The 16,853-nt window shown below is 55.5% G+C and carries 16 protein-coding genes and 1 tRNA gene; 4 read left to right on the forward strand and 13 right to left on the reverse strand.

Going from position 1 to position 16,853, the window contains the following annotated elements; genetic code table 11:
- Positions 1–111: 111 nt before the first annotated feature.
- The 11 genes from EU557_RS02455 to EU557_RS02505 form a co-directional block, all read right to left on the reverse strand.
- On the reverse strand, positions 112–1,305 hold the full coding sequence (locus tag EU557_RS02455; RefSeq protein WP_135528823.1) for a carboxypeptidase-like regulatory domain-containing protein: 1,194 nt from the start codon (positions 1,303–1,305) through the stop codon (positions 112–114).
- A gap of 214 nt (positions 1,306–1,519) precedes the next feature.
- Complete coding sequence (locus EU557_RS02460) at positions 1,520–1,993, reverse strand: hypothetical protein (protein ID WP_135528824.1); 474 nt, start codon at positions 1,991–1,993, stop codon at positions 1,520–1,522.
- Between the two features lie 72 nt (positions 1,994–2,065).
- On the reverse strand, positions 2,066–2,908 hold the full coding sequence (locus tag EU557_RS02465; protein ID WP_135528825.1) for a phytoene/squalene synthase family protein: 843 nt from the start codon (positions 2,906–2,908) through the stop codon (positions 2,066–2,068).
- A gap of 118 nt (positions 2,909–3,026) precedes the next feature.
- Positions 3,027–4,499, reverse strand: a complete 1,473-nt coding sequence (locus EU557_RS02470; RefSeq protein ID WP_135528826.1) for a phytoene desaturase family protein — start codon at positions 4,497–4,499, stop codon at positions 3,027–3,029.
- 354 nt (positions 4,500–4,853) lie between these two features.
- Entirely contained in the window at positions 4,854–5,369 is a 516-nt protein-coding gene (locus EU557_RS02475; protein WP_088843003.1) for a sigma-70 family RNA polymerase sigma factor, read from the reverse strand.
- A 279-nt stretch (positions 5,370–5,648) separates the two neighbouring features.
- Complete coding sequence (locus EU557_RS02480) at positions 5,649–6,572, reverse strand: MerR family transcriptional regulator (protein WP_135528827.1); 924 nt, start codon at positions 6,570–6,572, stop codon at positions 5,649–5,651.
- Between the two features lie 19 nt (positions 6,573–6,591).
- Complete coding sequence (locus tag EU557_RS02485; protein ID WP_135528828.1) at positions 6,592–7,098, reverse strand: sterol desaturase family protein; 507 nt, start codon at positions 7,096–7,098, stop codon at positions 6,592–6,594.
- A 199-nt stretch (positions 7,099–7,297) separates the two neighbouring features.
- Positions 7,298–8,101 carry an enoyl-CoA hydratase/isomerase family protein gene (locus tag EU557_RS02490; RefSeq protein ID WP_425351916.1) on the reverse strand — a complete coding sequence of 268 codons (804 nt, stop codon included), beginning with the start codon at positions 8,099–8,101 and terminating at the stop codon, positions 7,298–7,300.
- Positions 8,102–8,291: 190 nt separating this feature from the next.
- Positions 8,292–10,523: a ComEC/Rec2 family competence protein gene (locus tag EU557_RS02495; RefSeq protein WP_135528829.1), complete on the reverse strand. Its 2,232-nt coding sequence runs from the start codon at positions 10,521–10,523 to the stop codon at positions 8,292–8,294.
- A 522-nt stretch (positions 10,524–11,045) separates the two neighbouring features.
- A complete protein-coding gene (locus EU557_RS02500) occupies positions 11,046–11,483 on the reverse strand; it encodes a GNAT family N-acetyltransferase (RefSeq protein WP_135528830.1) in 438 nt (145 codons plus the stop codon).
- A gap of 150 nt (positions 11,484–11,633) precedes the next feature.
- On the reverse strand, positions 11,634–12,743 hold the full coding sequence (locus EU557_RS02505; protein ID WP_135528831.1) for a PhoH family protein: 1,110 nt from the start codon (positions 12,741–12,743) through the stop codon (positions 11,634–11,636).
- Between the two features lie 196 nt (positions 12,744–12,939).
- Between EU557_RS02505 and EU557_RS02510 the strand changes: the two genes are divergently transcribed.
- The 4 genes from EU557_RS02510 to EU557_RS02525 all read left to right on the forward strand — a co-directional run bounded on the left by EU557_RS02510 (position 12,940) and on the right by EU557_RS02525 (position 15,243).
- On the forward strand, positions 12,940–13,716 hold the full coding sequence (locus tag EU557_RS02510) for an SAM hydrolase/SAM-dependent halogenase family protein (RefSeq protein ID WP_135528832.1): 777 nt from the start codon (positions 12,940–12,942) through the stop codon (positions 13,714–13,716).
- Between the two features lie 134 nt (positions 13,717–13,850).
- Positions 13,851–14,165, forward strand: a complete 315-nt coding sequence (locus EU557_RS02515) for a putative quinol monooxygenase (RefSeq protein ID WP_135528833.1) — start codon at positions 13,851–13,853, stop codon at positions 14,163–14,165.
- A gap of 443 nt (positions 14,166–14,608) precedes the next feature.
- On the forward strand, positions 14,609–15,145 hold the full coding sequence (gene hscB / locus EU557_RS02520) for a Fe-S protein assembly co-chaperone HscB (RefSeq protein WP_135528834.1): 537 nt from the start codon (positions 14,609–14,611) through the stop codon (positions 15,143–15,145).
- Between the two features lie 16 nt (positions 15,146–15,161).
- Positions 15,162–15,243, forward strand: a tRNA-Leu gene (locus EU557_RS02525).
- A gap of 109 nt (positions 15,244–15,352) precedes the next feature.
- Here EU557_RS02525 and EU557_RS02530 read toward each other — a convergent pair.
- Entirely contained in the window at positions 15,353–15,703 is a 351-nt protein-coding gene (locus tag EU557_RS02530; protein WP_135528835.1) for a nuclear transport factor 2 family protein, read from the reverse strand.
- 192 nt (positions 15,704–15,895) lie between these two features.
- Positions 15,896–16,540, reverse strand: a complete 645-nt coding sequence (locus EU557_RS02535) for a porin family protein (protein ID WP_167855062.1) — start codon at positions 16,538–16,540, stop codon at positions 15,896–15,898.
- Between the last annotated feature and the right edge of the window lie 313 nt (positions 16,541–16,853).

Raw genomic sequence — 16,853 nt, forward strand, 5'->3', positions numbered from 1 at the left:
CTTCTACTTTCTATGGATGGGAATGTATAGTGCTATGTATTTGAGCGTAGCATACTTAAACCAAAGCAGACGGCAGAGCTAGGCCACTAGGCACCTAGCTCGCCTGGGTGCTTAGAACGAGCCAAAGGCCTTGCGTTGTTCCATGTCCCGAATCACGCGTTCTTCTACCGGGCTAGCGCGTAGCACCTCCCGGTTGAGCCAGAACGATGAGTCGTAACGTTGCTTCATCACCTGCTTAAGGTCATTGTAATTTACGCCCACGCTCTTATACGCTTTTCCAGTAGGCTTGCCGGTGTACTGGTAAAAAAATAATTGCCCAGCTATCTGGGTAGTATCGGGCTTGTTCTGGTAGCTAAGCACAATAGTCTGCTCTGCGCGTACCGATTGCAGCCGGCTAAGCGAGTCGGCTACGGGCGAAAAGTCCGATACCATGTTGAACGTCTGGGCTTGTAGCGTGGTGCCAGCGCCAAATTGCAGGCTCATCAGGTCGCCGATGGGTACCCGCGTTTCCTGCCGGCGCAGCGTGGCCTTCTCCATATCTATGTAGAGGGTTCCTTCAGTACCGGGCTGGCCTAGGTCGGGACGCGGGGCGTAGTCGATGACGGCCGTCTCCTGGTCTTTGTCCTGCAGTACCTCGCGCAAACGGAAAGTAAACTGCTGGGCAGCCAACGGGCTTAGAGGCACCGCCAGCGTGCGGCGGCTGGGCTTTGGCTCATACACCGGAATAAGGCGGATGGCAGCCGAGAAGTTGGTCATGTCTACGCCAGAGTTGTCGGGCACTAGGCCATACCGAGCCTGCTCTACTTCCCAGCCTACTACCTCTTTGTTGGTGAAGCGCACGTTATAAAAGGCATCCAGAAACTCGCTGTACTTGGCATTATGCCGCTCTTTCTGCCGGTAGAAAGCTTTGCCATACTGCTCTGCTCGGGCATGGCGCTGCAGTTGCGCAAAGGCTCGCTGCACAAGTTCTGTTGCCACCTGATTGGGGTTACGGACGCGCACCTCGGGTAGCGCAACATTGCTGGTAGGCAGCACCACCGTTTGGGCCGCAATGGTGGATACCTCTATGGTGGTAGGCGTGTAGCCCATGCTTACCACGGTTAGCTTTTGCGGTAGGGAGGGCACCCGCAGGCTAAACTCACCGGCCTCGTTAGTAGCAGTACCAGGCTCATTACCCGGTAGGCCTATGTTGGCGTAGGGTACTGGCCGCTGCTGCTCGTCAACTACTTTACCTTTTACAATTACCTGCTGGGCCTGCGCCACCGTGGCGAAGGTGCATAAAACCGGAATAATCAGTTGTTTCATTAGAAGTAGTAAGTGGAGTGGCCAAGCACCGTTGCGGGGCAACAGGTGGCCTAGGTGCTACTGGCCACACCAGTAGTTTTGCTGATGTTGTAAAACGCGCCGTGGGCAACTATGCCTTATGGCGCTTGGCCGGAGAGCTGCCGGGCCTAAACCCAAAGAAGCCCCCAACATGGGAGCTTCCGTACTATATTTTAACCAACAGTCTTTCTGAAGTTTACAGCTGGGTGAGCTTCTGGGCTTCCTCGTCCGAAACGTGGCCGCGGTCTACCATGAAGCTGCGCACAATGCCAAAGGTCTCAGTGTCAAGGCCCGATTTAGGGTGTTGCAGCAGCGTTTGCACCAGGAATTGACGGTCATCCTCCACGTGCTGGCTCAGCCCCAGAAAGGAGGGCAAATTGCTTTCCACACTCAGGCGCAGAAACCGAATTTCAGGGTTTGAGCCGTCCAGCTTCACTGCCTGATCAAACAGCTTGCTAGCATTTTGCACGTAGGTAAGCTTGTTGAACATAGAAGCATCGCGGGCCCGAATAGCCTCAGCAGCGGCTTTGTAGGCCACTACCACAGCGTCTTGCTGATTGTAGGCGGCCATAAGCTTATGAAACTTCTCTCCGGCTTCCTTGCTGGCAGCAGCTTGTTGGTATTGACGGCGGAGGTTAGAAACGGAGTAAGGTGATACGTCGGCTGACACAGGGGTGGAATATGAGAAGAGCAGGGTAAGAAAAAAGGCAAACAGAAGCTTCACGAGCAGAGGTATTCGTGATCAGATGGCCCGAAGGCGATATCGAAAGTACGAACCTAGCAGCAATAAGATTTTCGTATTGTCAGGAACGCGCACCCGCTCACCCAATATTCGTGCCGCAGGCAGCTGCCGAATCTTATGAAATAGCTTCAGGTAGTACACATAAGCCAGGTACACCCCCAACCGCGCCGACCGCGGCAGCTGCACAATGCCCGCGTATCCCGCCTCAAAATCGGCCCGAATGTCGGCTTCAATCTCGCGCTTTACCTCATCGGTAAACCGTTCATACTGCACCCCTGGGAAATACACTCGGCCCCGGTCTTCGTAGTCGGAGCGGATATCGCGCAGGAAGTTCACCTTCTGAAATGCCGAACCCAGGCGCCGGGCAGGCTCGCGGAGGCGCTCAAACTGGGCTTGGTCACCCTCACAGAAAATGCGCAGACACATCAGGCCTACCACTTCTGCCGAGCCATAGATGTAGCGCTCGTACAACGACTGGTTATAGCTGCGGTCATCGAGGTCCATTTCCATGCTGTAAAGGAAGGCATCAATGAATTCCCGGTCGATGCTGTAGAGGCGTACTACGTGCTGAAAGGCATGCAGCACCGGGTTCAGGCTTAGGCCAGTGGCGAGGGCTTCATCCGTCTGCCGCCGGAAGTCCGCGAATAGGGCCGCCTTATCGTGGTCGTGGAAGGTGTCCACAATTTCGTCGGCCCAGCGCACCCAGCCATACACCGCGTACACGGGCAAGTGGAAGCGGCTGTCGAGGGTGCGGATGCCTAGCGTAAAGGAGGTGCTATACCGGGTAGTGATAAGCTTGCTACACGCTAGGCTGGTATCCGTAAAGAGGGCAACGTGGTCCACTGCGGAGAGTTGAAGGTTAAATATTAAGCGCTGAATTCAGGCAAAGAGGCCTAGAAGGCAACGTGAATAAGAGTACACTGAAAATTGCTTATTCCGCGTGCATTCGTCTGCTGCTCCCCTACCGAACTTCCTTTTCAATTTCCTGAGCTACCACCTGACCCGAGATGAGTGAAGGCGGTACCCCGGGACCAGGCACCGTAAGCTGGCCCGTAAAATACAGATTTTGGACCTTTTTGCTTTTTAGGCTGGGCTTCAGAATGGCCGTTTGGCGCAGGGTATTGGCTAGGCCATAGGCATTACCCTTGTAGCTATTATAGTCCTGCACAAAGTCTTGGTGGGCGTAACTGCGCTTGTACACCACGGCGTCGCGGATGCTGGTGCCGCAGTGGCGCTCCAGCCGCTCCATGATCAGGTTGTAGTAGTACTCTCGGGTTTCCTCGGGGTCTGGGAGGTTAGGCGCCACCGGTATGAGCAGAAACAGATTTTCACAGCCTTCGGGTGCTACAGATGGGTCGGTCTGGGAAGGGGCCGACACATAGAAAAGCGGCCGGCTAGGCCACTTCGGCTGCTCGTAGATTTCCTCTGCGTGCAGAGCAAAGTCCTCATCGAAGAACAGGTTGTGGTGGCGCAGCTTAGGCAGGCGCTTGTTTACACCCACGTAGAATAGCAGGGATGAGGGAGCCATGGTCCGTTTGTCCCAGTAGGCTTCATCGTAGTGGCGCCACTGTGGGGCAAGTAGTTTCTGCTCGGCGTGATGGTAGTCGGCGCCGGCCACCACTACATCGGCGGGGCGGAAGCCGGCGGCGGTTTGCACACCCGTGGCCCGGCCTTTTTCCACCACTATTTCCTGCACTGGCATGTTGTACTCCAGCTTCACGCCTCGCTCCTGGGCTAGCTGCACCATGCCCTCCACAATCTTGTGCATACCACCCATGGGGTACCATGTGCCCAAAGCCAGGTCGGCGTAGTTCATTAGGGAGTAGAGCGCGGGGGTGTTTTCTGAAGTGGCCCCCAGAAACAGAATGGGAAACTCCACCAGCTCCAGCAGGCGTGGGTCTTTAAAGAACTTGCGGACGTGCTTGTGCATGCTCTGCAGCAAATCAAGCCGCAGGGCATCTACTAGCAGGCGTGGGTTGGCAAACTCCAACAGGGAGCGGCCGGGCATATGCACAAACTTGCCAATGCCCACCTCATACTTGTAGGCCGCCTGGCGCAAAAATTCATCAAGCTGAGCGGCGCTGCCGGGCTCGTAGCGCTCGAATAGCTCGCGCAGCTCACTCATGCGAGCCGGGATGTCAACGGCCTCGGGGCCTTTGAAAATCACTTGGTAGGAAGGGTCCAGCCGAACGAGGTTGTAATAGTCGGTTACCTGTTTACCGAAGCGAGCAAAATACTTTTCAAAGATGTCAGGCATCCAGTACCAGCTGGGGCCCATATCGAAGGTAAAGCCCTGTGCCTTAAACAGGCGGGCGCGGCCGCCCGGACCTTCGTTTTTCTCCAGAATGGTAACGCGGTGACCCTGCTGAGCCAGGGAAGTAGCGGCGGCTAAACCGGCAAAACCGGCCCCAATCACAATGATATCTTTACTCACAAACGGTACAGCTTGGACAATGAGTGGCCGGTACGAGCGGCATTCAGAAGCACGAAGATGAAAACTATCCTGGTAGTGACAGACCCCGCCTACTTAGCAGCCACCCACTTCGGGTAGCCGCTAGGCCTCTCCTGCCGCTCAACAGCTCAATCTAATGGATGTACTTTGACGTAGACTTCTTCCTCTACTATACTGTTGAGTTGAGCAGAAGTTATGGAGCTTTCATAGATAAAAGCCAAAAACTTGTTCAGGGTTGGGCAAAAAAAGACGGGCCGCGAACCACGCAGCTAAAGCTAAGCGTCGGTCCGCGGCCCGCTATACGCCCGGGGCGGGTCTGTACTCTCTCCCTATTCCCTACACGCCGGGGGCGTATGTCTTCAGCGCCTGCTTAAGCTCTTTGCGGGCGATGTGAATACGGTTCTTGACGGTGCCAATGGGAATTTGCAGCTTCTCAGCAATTTCCAGGTACTTATAACCAATGTAGTACATCATGAACGGCGTCCGATAATCGGCCGACAGTCCGGCAATAGCTTCATTGATATCTGTTACTACGAAATCCGAGGTAGCACCGTTGTGGGTGATGTAGTTTTCGTCGGTATTAAAATATTGGAAATACTCCGTGCTATCAATATTGCTATTGCGCTTGGTAATCTTATTGTAGTTGTTAATGAAGGTATTGCGCATGATGGTGTACAACCATGCCTTCAAGTTGGTGCCCGCTTTGAACTTGTCCTTGTTGAGCAGCGCTTTGAGCAGGGTTTCCTGCACAAGATCCTTTGCATCGTCGGCGTCGCGGGTCAGGTTCATCGCCACGGGCTTTAGAGAGTAAGAAATCTTCTGTACTTGGTTGGTGAATTCCAAAGAGGTCATACTGTTTAGCTTTTCGTGGCAAAAAGTTAAACAAATATACGAGGGTTTTTTAAAGTCGTCTTTCCCCCACACATTTATTTTCCTAGCTCACCCTAAACTAGTGGTCACGCCACCAGCATTTGGTACAACATTTTGACTATCAATTGATAATGATAAAATAACACAGCTAATTTTGGGCTATAGTTCAGGTTCTTAAGCGGTATGTTTGCCCACAAAAAATGCCTGACCCAAGCCTTAGCAGCTTACGGTCAGGCACTGACTTCGTTGAACACTGGAACGTTAAGTTTTTGCCATCTCCAGAGTATAGTTAATTGGCGATGGACTCATTTCCTCGACCAACGAGATGAAATCAGTCATCAACCTCACTTTTACCGCGTTGAATGGCAACTGTATATTTTCTTGTTGTATCAGTGGTCCGTACAAGAACATAGTACGTTCAGGACAAGCCTGATGCAACTCATCAACAAACTCCTGCACTTTATCGCGCTCCGGTACAGCCGTCATCACGGTGCAAAGCGCGAAAGGCTGGTACGTATCGTTGATGGACTTTAGCTCGCTGATAGGGAGATTCTGACCCAGGTAGAGCACGTGGTGCCCCCGCACACGCAGGACATAGTTCATAAACAGCAGGGCCAGCTCGTGCATCTCCCCTTCTGGTAGGAACAACACCCAGCGCTTCACTTCCGCTGGCTGGGCCGGCGTCAGGTTATCGATTCCGGCCATAATTTTTTGCCGGAGCAGGTTGGTAACTAGGTGCTCATGGGCAGGGTTTACGCTGCCCGCTTGCCACATCACCCCAATGCGCTGCAGAAATGGGTAGGCCACGTGCAAAATGGCCGCCTCGAAGCCCATGTTGCATACGGCTCGGTTCATTAGGCAGCTCAGCTGAGGCTCATCCATGCGTAGCATGGCCGCTAGCAGTCCGTTTACTTGCTGACAACAGTTGTTGGCGTCCTCATCACAGGATATAACGGCTTTGGCTAGCTCCGGCTCTGAGAGGCGCGCAATCTGGGAAATGCGGTGCCCTCTATTGTAGAGAGTAGCCACATTCAACAGGCGACGCAAATCATCGTCGCAATAGGTGCGGATATTGGTAGCCGTGCGCACCGGCCGCAAAATGCCGTAGCGCTGCTCCCAAATTCGGATGGTATGCGCCTTGATGCCAGACAGCTGCTCCAGGTCGCTGATGGAAAAATGTCCCACGGTCGTTCTCCCTCTCTACTTAAACTTTACTCACTGAACCAGGCCGCTGGCGAAGTACCCGAGTGGGGGCAGGCTTACGCAGGGCCAGCATAAAATACTTGGGAGACACCCACAGCAGTCCAAACTCCTCGGAACCCTCGCGGCCAGTAGCCTTATGATGCACCTTGTGCGCCATGTTCAGGGCCCGCAAATACGCATTGCGCGACTTACGCCAGAACCGCATCCGACCGTGAATCAGCACATCGTGGACGAAGAAGTAGAGCGTGCCATAAGTGGCAATGCCTATTCCCATCCAGTACCGGAAGTCCTTGCTTTCAGAGCCGTAGATAATCAACAGCATCGACAGCGAACCGTAGAACAGAAAGAAGAAATCGTTGCGTTCAAATGTATGCGGGTGGCGTACGTGGTGGGAGCGGTGCAAAAACCACAGGGGCCCATGCAGCACAAAGCGGTGCATAAACCAAGCCACAAACTCCATCCCGAGAAAGGTAGCCGTCGTAACGGCCACGGCTGCCAGCGTTGTCATACAGGTCTAACTACGGAGGAACTTGAGAAGTTTGAAAAATTTTAACGAGGAAAGATAGAGAGCCTAGGCCACACCATTGCCTTGTTTGCAGCCGAAGCCGAATAAATTATGTAGTTGATCAGTAAAGCACAAGCCCCGCCCAGAGCCAGCAGACGCTGACCTCCGGCGGGGCTTGGCTTACAGAATAACCAGGCGAACCCTAGTTATCCCAGGTAATTTTTTCTTTGCTGAGGAAGCCGGCAATTCCCCGGCGGCAGTCGAGCGTGCCGCGGGCTTCGGCATTTAGCTGGGCTGTATAGCGCAGGCTATCTTCCAGAGGCATCTCCGGAATGCGCGCCAGCATTTCCTTGGTCAGCTCCATGCTTTGAGCGGAGTTTTCGACGCACAGCCGGCGGGCAAATTGGTGCACTTTAGCGGAAAGCTCCTCGCGCGGCACCAGGTAGTTGATTAGTCCAAACTCCTGAGCAGTGTGCGCCGAAATAACGTCGCCGGTTAGCAGAAGCTGCTTGGTACGGGCCTCCCCGATCTTGCGCAACAGAAACACGCTGACGATGGCCGGCAGGAAGCCGATTTTCACCTCCGTATAGCCAAACTTGGCCTCTGGTGCCGCAAAAGCGAAGTCACAGATGGTAGCCAGGCCGCAGCCACCCGCCAGCGCGTGGCCCTGAATCTCGGCCACCACCACCTTGTTGAGGGTGTAAATCTGGTGGAAGAGCTGCATCAGGTGGGTGGAGTCGGCTAGGTTATCGGTGTAGCTGAACCCCTGCAGTTCCTGAATGTAGGCCAGGTCGGCGCCGGCGCAGAAAACGTCCCCCTCGGCCCGGAGCACAATTACTTTGCAGGTCTCATCGTCCTCGGCAAACTCGAAAGCCTGCTTAAGCTCCGACACCATGTCGGCGTTGAGCGCGTTGCGCTTATCGGGGCGGTTGAGGGTTATATAGCCAATGGAATTCTGGGCCTCGTAGCGGATGTAGCGCAGGTCTTCCAGTTCCTGAGTAGGCATGTTATCCATGGTCATGGGCGTTGCAGAAGCGGTGAAAGGAGGCAGCACCGAAGCAAGCTACCCGAGCCCACTGCCAGCGCTGAGATTAAGAAGCGTACATGCCACTAATCAGCAAAATTTCTCTTACTAATAAAGTCTATAGCGTAGGGAGTGGCCTAGAAGTTTCGGCCAATGTGCATTCTACCCCCACCTACCTCGGCAGGTGCACGACGAAAGCGCCCCGTGCCGTAACATCATATGTCTGAAAACCAGCAATCTGCAAAACAGAATCCTGTAGAGCTACATACCAACTTTTACAGGAAGAATCAAACACCACCGGAGCGGCCGTACCAAAAATTTCGGCTAACTCTCCAGCCCGCACCCGGGCATTGCGGCGCAGCACTACTACATCAACGGGCGTGGGCCGATGGGCGGCGCTGAGCTGGCTACTCACAATGGCCAGCCGTACCCCGTGCCAGGTGGCCAACGTCAGGCCATGCTCCGCCACTTGTGCCGGCACCGGCGCGCCCTGCCACCCTGGATGGTAGCTCACCTGCCGGGCATCGCGCAGAATGCTGCCGGGCACAATGCGGTAGGTGCGCTCCGATTCAGTGAGGGGCAAGGAATCCAGAGGAACAATGTCGGCGGAGGCTCCGTGCCAAAAGCCCAGCACGGAACGGCGCGGAATGCTGTACACAAGCAATTGCTTATCGGGAGCAAGCTGGCGGGCGGCCCACACCCGGCTGCTGGCGAATAGGCCTAGCAGGCTACACGCCAGCCCCAGCCAGGCCAGCCGCCTGACGGCGAAGAACACCAGCAGAGTCAGAATTACGGCAAAAATCAGCCAAGCCTGTGGGGCGGTTACGTGAATGCCGGAAATGAGGGCGCCGGGTAGTTGGCGGCCAATCCAGAAGATGTACTCGTTGAAGAGCCAGATCATGTGCTCAAACACGTAGGCCACTGCGCGCGGCGCCCACTCTAGCAGCGCCGCCAAGCGGCCAGACACGAGCCCCACGCAGGCCACAATTCCCTTCAGCAGCAACAGCAAGAGGCCTACGTATACGGCGCCGCTGGAGATGGGCACGGCCACCAGGTTAGAAAACAGAAAGCCCAGCGGAAACTGATGGAAGTAATAGAGGCCTAGCGGAAACGTAGCCACCTGTGCCGCTAGAGAAAGCGCCGTGGCCTGCCAGACTTTATCGGTTACCCAGCCCGTTGCCGCCCACAGCCGCCGCACTGCCTTAGGTTGCCAGGGCCGCTGCCGATCCAGGAAATACTCCCGTGGCTCAAGCCAGCTCACAATGCGCGGCTGCAGGTACACAATGCTGAGCACCGCCAGAAACGATAGTTGGAAGCCCACATCGCAGAGCAGGTACGGGTCATAACATAGCAGGGCAAAAGCCGCCAGCGCCAGCGTATTGAACATGTTGGCTCGGCGGCCCACCGCTTGGCCTAGAATCACGAATGTAAACATCACGGCAGCCCGCAGTACCGACGCCGATAGCCCCGTCAGGAACGCGTAGCTCCAAATGACAGCCAGTCCCAGCAGAGTTGTCACCATCCGGAACCACGGCCCGCGTCGGCCCGGCACTAGGCCTATCAGCCACGTAACGGCCGCAAACAGCAGCCCCACCTGCAACCCCGATACGGCCATGATGTGGGTAGTGCCAGTATTGGCGTAGGCCTGTTTGGTGGCTTGGTCTACCTCATCCTTAATGCCTAGCACTAGCGCGGAGGCTAGGGCGTACTCGCGCTTCTCGTGCACATACTCCCGAAACACCCCATCCAGCACCCGTACTGCTCGCATGGCAATGGCTCTAAGTGCATTGGGCGGGGCCACCGCCAGAAGCCGGTATTGGTCGGGGTGGATGAAGTGCTGGTGGTACACCTGATGGTATTCCAGGTAGCGGCGGTAGTCGAACTCGCCGGGGTTGAGGGGTGGCTTGCTGGGCGAGGGTGCCCCGCGTACCAGCCATACGTCGCCGTACTGCGGGGCTGCTACGCCGGTGTCACGCGGAATAGACACGCGAATACCGCCCACGGCGGGTAGCCACTTCCCTCCTACCCGCACTGCTGAAACGCGCACGGTGGTAGCGTAGGTAGCGGGGCGCACTACAGTGTAGTCGTCGACCACGGCGCGGTAAAACTCCACGCGGCTCCCGTAACGGACTAGATGGTTGGTGGCGCGGCTTTCCGTGGCCTGCTGCGTTAGGCTGATGCCGGCCACGTACAATGTCAGCACGGCTAGCAGACCGGCGGCATCAGTAGCTCCTGGTGCGGGTTGGCGGGCAGCCCAAATCTGCACCGCTATGTACAATGCTGCTAGGCCAGTCACGGCCCACAGCATAGGGGGCAGCTTACTGCCAAAATAGAGGTAGGTCAGAATGCCCGCCATCAGGGGTAGCACCAGCCGCACAAAGGCATACGGAGCCCACTTAATCATGTCCTACACTTATATCAGGCACCAGTATATCTGCAGAACTGGCTGTAAGTCAACCGGCCCCAAATAGCCTAGGCAAAATGCAGAAAAGCAGGTGAAATACAAACGCTTCGTGCTTCTACTGTTCTGTAGAAGCACGAAGCGTTTGTATCACATCTCAAACGACTAAAGAAGGTCGCCATATCGAGCTTGTAGAGACACCTCGCGTGCTGCTACTACTTAAACCCGCACGTCATCCTGAGCACAGCGAAGGATCCTACCACGTAAGAACGACTGGCCTAGCATATCCTGCTAAGGTGACAAGATCCTTCGCTTAACTCAGGATGACGTGCGAGTGTAGTGCCCTAGGCAAGTTTGATACTGGCATAACATCAGTAAACGAGATGTCTAAACCAGTTTGATATGGCGTTTCTGTAAACAACGAGTAGTCACCCCCCAACCCCACGCCGCTTGATGCGCGAAATCATCTGAGGAGGGGAGTGTTGTTCTTTCCTCAGTGAGTTTACAACTGACTGGCCTAGGCCACTAGGCTGGGCGTTTCCAGACCATTTTGTAGTGCTCGATGTCGGCCTCGGTGAAACGGTCGCCGGCTTTCTCGAAGCCGTGGCGCTCGTAGAAGCGCACGGCGGGGAGTTGGGCGTGTAGGTACACTGTGGCGTTGGGGTAGGCGGCGTGCACGTCTTGGAGGACATTGGCGAGCAGGGCGGCACCGGCCTCCTGGTTGCGAAATTGCTTTAGCACGGCGAAGCGCTCCAGCTTCACGCCGTTATCGGTGCGGCGCCAGCGGGCAGTGCCGCAGGGGGTGCCATCGGGGGTGCGAGCCAGGTAGTGGATAGCATCGGTACGGTCGTGGGCGTCGTTCTCCAGATCGGCAGGCACGTTTTGGCCCTGCACGAATACGGTATGCCGAATAGCCAGTGCGGCGTCGAGGTCCTGAGGGGAAGTGATGCGCTGGACGTTCATGAGCAGGATGAGTGTAGGATGGTAACAGCCCAGCCGCCTAGTGGGGGCGGGCTGGGTGAGCGTGCGAAAGTAGGACGGAAAAGAAAAAAGCTGCTTCCCAAGGGAGCAGCTTTTTTCAGGTATAGTGGCCTAGACTGGCCTAGCGGGATGCTAGAGCTGCTCGTGGTTTACGGGCAGATCCTGCATGCCGTCGTCTTCGCGGCGGGCGTCGGGGTGGCGGCCTGGGTCAGCGGCGGCCATCCCGGGGCCGTTGGGGCGCCGGTAGGGCTGGTACTCGCGGGGCGGACGGTTGGCCTGGTCCTTCTGCATTTGCACATCAAACTTGTCGTAGGCCTGCACAATCTGTTTCACGAGGCGGTGCCGCACTACGTCGTCGGCGGTCATTTCTACGAAGCCGATGCCGTTCACGTCCTTCAAAATGTCCAGCGCCTGAATCAGACCCGACTTCTGCTTGGTAGGCAGGTCAATCTGGCTCCGGTCGCCGTTCACCATCACTTTGGCCGAGGGTCCCATCCGCGTCAGGAACATCTTGAGCTGCGAGGGCGTGGTGTTCTGGGCTTCATCCAAGAGCACAAAGGCATTGTTCAGCGTCCGGCCGCGCATGTAGGCCAGGGGGGCAATTTCAATGGTTTTATTCTCCAGGTAGAGCTTGAATTTCTCGGCCGGCAGCATGTCTTCGAGCGCATCGTAGATCGGGCGCAGGTAAGGGTCTACCTTCTCCTTCATGTCGCCGGGCAAGAAACCGAGGCTTTCGCCGGCTTCCACCACGGGGCGGGAGATGATAATTTTCTTAACCTCCTTGTTCTTGAGCGCTCGTACAGCCAAAGCCACCGAAATATAGGTTTTACCCGTACCGGCCGGCCCGAGCGCAAACACGAGGTCATTGCGAAGCACGGCATCCACGAGGCGCTGCTGGTTGGCAGTTTTGGCTTTGATAATACCACCTTTAGCGCCAAACAGAATTACATCGGGTGAGGCAGCCAGCAAACGATCCTGCTGATCTTCGTCGGCAGAGCTTAGGTACTGCGATACCGTTTTGTCGGTTATCTGCCCGTACTGATGATAATGCTCTAGTAGCGCCGACAGAATCTCGTTGATGCGGCTGATAACGGCCGTCTGGCCTTGAATTTTAATTTCATTGCCCCTAGAGATAATTTTACTGCCGGGGAATGCAGCCGCCAGCTGACGGATGTTTTGGTTATCGGGCCCCAGAAACTCAACCAGGGACACGTTTTCGAGCGTGATGATTTTCTCGACCAATCTGAGGGAATTTTGTGACGAAAGAAATATAAACTTGCCGGTATCTACGTGGGGAATGGCGCTCCGTCCGGCAGCGTAACAAGAGAACAACAAAAGTCCGACTGACTTTATTTCTCCCATTTCGCGGCAAAACGCCTACTTTTGCCGCCCTCACACGGCCTCTGGCAATAGTACGAATAACTGAGAATTTTAGGCAATGGGGTTGATTACGTTTCTATCTGACTTTGGCTACCGCGACCATTACGTTGCGGCTGTAAAAGCCCGGATTCTGCAGTTGGCCCCCGCCATTCCCGTGCTGGACATTTCGCACGCCATTGAACCCTTTAACATCGCGCACGCCGTTCACGTTCTATCGGCGGTATTTCGCGACTTCCCGGTGGGCACCGTGCACCTGATTGGGGTCAATGATTTGGGGGCACCGCGCGCCGCCTGGCACGCCGCTCAGCACGAGGGCCATTTCTTTGTCTCGGCCGATAACGGTATCCTGCCTCTGCTCTGCGATGGCAAGCCCGAGCAACTCGTGAGCCTGGGAGCCGGCACCAACGCTACGGCCTCCCCCACCCGCGACCTACTGGCCCCCGCCGCCGTGCACCTGGCCAAGGGTGGCGCCCTCGTAGAGCTGGGCCCCATCACCACCGAGGCCTACCAGCTCCTCAACCGCCAGCTCCGCCTCCAAGATCACCGCATCACGGGCCACGTGGTGCACGTGGATCATTACGGCAACCTCATCACCAACATCACCCGCACAGCCGTGGAAGTGCTGGGCCGCAACCGCCCCAGCACCATCCACTTCGCCCGCGAAACCGTCCGCGATATTGCCCCGCATTTTCAGGCCGCTCCTCCCGGCGAAGTGGTGTGCATCTTCAACAGCCAAGACCAGCTGTGCATTGGCATCAACCAGGGAAACGCCTCCGAGCTGCTAGGCCTCTACTTCGATTCGCAGGTAGATGTACGCTTCCCCACTGAAGCTTAAGCCACTAAAAACCTGCTTTATTTGATTCTAAAGCAGTTTTTAAATCTGTTTTTATATTATGTTAAGTACCTACTGCCATCGTGTCAGTAGGTGCCTCCTTTTTTCTCGCCCAGAAATTTAGCCGCTTACTTCCTATGCTGATTCGAATTGTGCGCATGACGTTTGCCCCGGAGCGGGTGCCTGAATTCCTAGAAATTTTCCGGCAGACGGAGCAGCAGATCCGGCAGATGCCGGGGTGCCGGTTTCTGGAGCTATGGCAAGATGCGGAGCTGCCCAACGTCTACTGCACCCACAGCCACTGGGACTCCGCCGATGCGCTGAACGCCTACCGCCGCTCCGAGCTGTTTGGGCAAGTGTGGCCCGCCACCAAAAAGCTGTTCTCTGCCGCGCCCATTGCCTTCTCCGTGCACCGCGTAGAAGCTGCCACTCTCCCTGCTGACCTGGCCTAATGTATGTGAAAGGCCGCAAAAGGAACGTCACGAGAACGTCATTCCGAGCGCAGTCGAGGAATGACGTTCTCGTGACGTTGCCATGGTAGCCCAACACAAAAGCACGTCATCCTGAGCTTGCGAAGGATCTTGTCACGTCAGCGCGAGGCGCTAGGCCAGTCGTTCATGCGTGGGTAGATCCTTCGCAAGCTCAGGATGACGTGCTAAATGGGCTGTTCTAGGCCAGTTGGTTACAATGGCAACATCAGCAGGCGAGATGTCTCGACAAGCTCGACATGACGGTCTTATAGGGGTGAGTTTCTTACTACCTAGGCCACTCTCTGCACCTCCTTGCCTTTACTCACGGCAAACAAACTGCCGGCCGCCGGCTTATACACCTCAGCCTAACCTGGCCGAACGCCGTAGGCCACTTTAGCGGTTTACCTCCTCCCTCCTGACCTATCATGACTTCCGACTACTTCGAATTTTACGAACTGCCCGAAACCTTCCGCCCCGATGAGGCTGCCCTCAAGCGCAAGTACTACGCCCTCAGTCGCGAATATCACCCCGATTTTCATGCTACGGCCACCCCAGAGCGCCAGCAGGAAATCTTGCACCTGGCCACACTCAACACCAACGCTTACCGTACCCTCTCTGACCCCGACCAGCGCATGGCTTACATCCTGGGCCGGCACGGGCTACTGGAAGAAGGCAAGCAGGAACTGCCCCCTGATTTCCTGATGGAGGTAATGGACCTCAACGAACAGCTTATGGAGCTAGAGTTTGAGCCCGACCCCGAAATCATGCAGCGCGTAGAAAACGACGTAAAAGATTTATCCGATACCCTCGATGCAGGCATTGAGCCGGTTCTGGCTGGCTATGAGGGATTACCCGTGGATACGCGCCCCCAGGCTCTTCAGCAAATCCGAACTTATTATCTCAAAAAGCGCTATTTGTTGCGCATTAAAGAAAGTCTCACTAAGTTTGCCACCCGTTCCTGAGTTGTGGGAACGAGATGCCCAGATGGCGGAATCGGTAGACGCGTCGGTCTCAAACACCGATATCGAAAGATGTGCCGGTTCGACCCCGGCTCTGGGTACTGCACAGGTGTAAAGCCTGCCAAAAGCTTGAAAGGGCCGCTTCAGCAAACTGAAGCGGCCCTTTCAAGCTTTTGGCGTTTTGCAGTGGATGTATTTTAGCATCAGTTGCTACACTTGCTCAATATCCATTTGCTGTAGCAACCCATCCCGTAGGGTGTAAAGGTGCTTTACTAGGCCTTCAAAGAGCACTTTTCCCTGCTTGTCCTTCACTAGTTGCTGCACCGCAACTTCCAGTCTTCCATCGGCCCGCTCGCGGATACTCGTGGGCTCAACGTGGGGGTCTAGTTCTTGCCACTGCCGCTGCCAATATTCTCGCACTTCGTTGTGGCCCGTGGCATAGTCGCCCTCCCAGGCCTTCGACCAGCGCACCTGCGGGTGGAGCGTGGCAAGAACCGTGGAAATATCGCGGGCGTTGAATGCGGCGTAGGCTTGTTTGATGAGGTTTTGGGGAGTGACCATGGAGGGAAAAAGAATAATGGATTAAAAGCCGGCAAAGCAGCCAGGGTATATAGCTTAATCCGGCTTGCGCGCAACTATCACCACGTGTTCTTCATAAACAGGAGCCTGCTTCCTCTTACTGACTAGGCCAGCCTCGTACCGGGAGACAGGCTAACACTATGGCAACGATTCCGAAAGGTGCTCCTGTTATTCTTACCGCCCAAACCGATAGCGCACGCCTAAAGCTCCTGAAGTTGTTATGTTTCGCGGGGCACGCATTTCTACATTAATGGTGCCCTCCCCTACTAGCTCCACTTTAGGGCTCACGCGGTAGCGCAGGCTTGGGCCCACGGTCAGCAGGTAAGTATTTCGCCTTGAGCTTAAATCGTACGTGTTGGCTCCGTTGGGCTGCGTCGTATCTGTGTAGTAGCCGGAGTTCTGGAATGTCTGGTGTTCGAGGGTGAAGCCCCCTAACGCATCTACCTGGAAGCGGTGGCTGAGTGTACGCGTGAGCGTATAGCGGCTCAACGCTGATATCGACAAAGTAGCGTTGCGGTAGACTGACCTGTAGTCGCCGATGATATTGCCGTTGAAATCATGGGAAAGGCCCGATACAGAACCCTTACCAACATTATAGGCCACCCCTGCCTGTAAGGCTAACCGCGGATGTAGCTGATACCCAAGAGTGGCCTGTACCGGTGGTAATGTGTTCCCGCCAAACTGACGGCTCCCTCTCTGATAAGCGCTGGTATAGGCCGATAGGCCTACATAGAACCGGGACGGTACCGGCTCAGCGGTTTGAGCGAGCCCAACAAGCGGGACAGTTAGTAATAGTCCACAGAAAGCAACCTGACGCACGAGCATAAGAGATAGGTGGGAGTGAAGAAATAAATACATAGCCACCCAAGAGAGCCCTAAGCGCCATGAACAGTTGTATCAAAAAGAATAAAAAGCTGCTAACCTGAGCAGGCGCAGGATTTTGATACCCAAACCCCAGCACGTCATCTTGATAAAGGAGCTTATCACACCTGATGGGCCTAGAGCCTCTCACGGCTCTCAGGATAATGTAATGGTACCGGTGTAATAGCAACGTCAACCCGTGAGGTGTCTCAACCAGCTCGACATGATGTTTTAGAATGACGGTGTGTACTGGGTGGAGTGGCCTAGCGGC

The sequence above is a fragment of the Hymenobacter wooponensis genome (assembly GCF_004745865.1).
In the GTDB taxonomy this organism is placed as follows: Bacteria; Bacteroidota; Bacteroidia; order Cytophagales; family Hymenobacteraceae; genus Hymenobacter; species Hymenobacter wooponensis.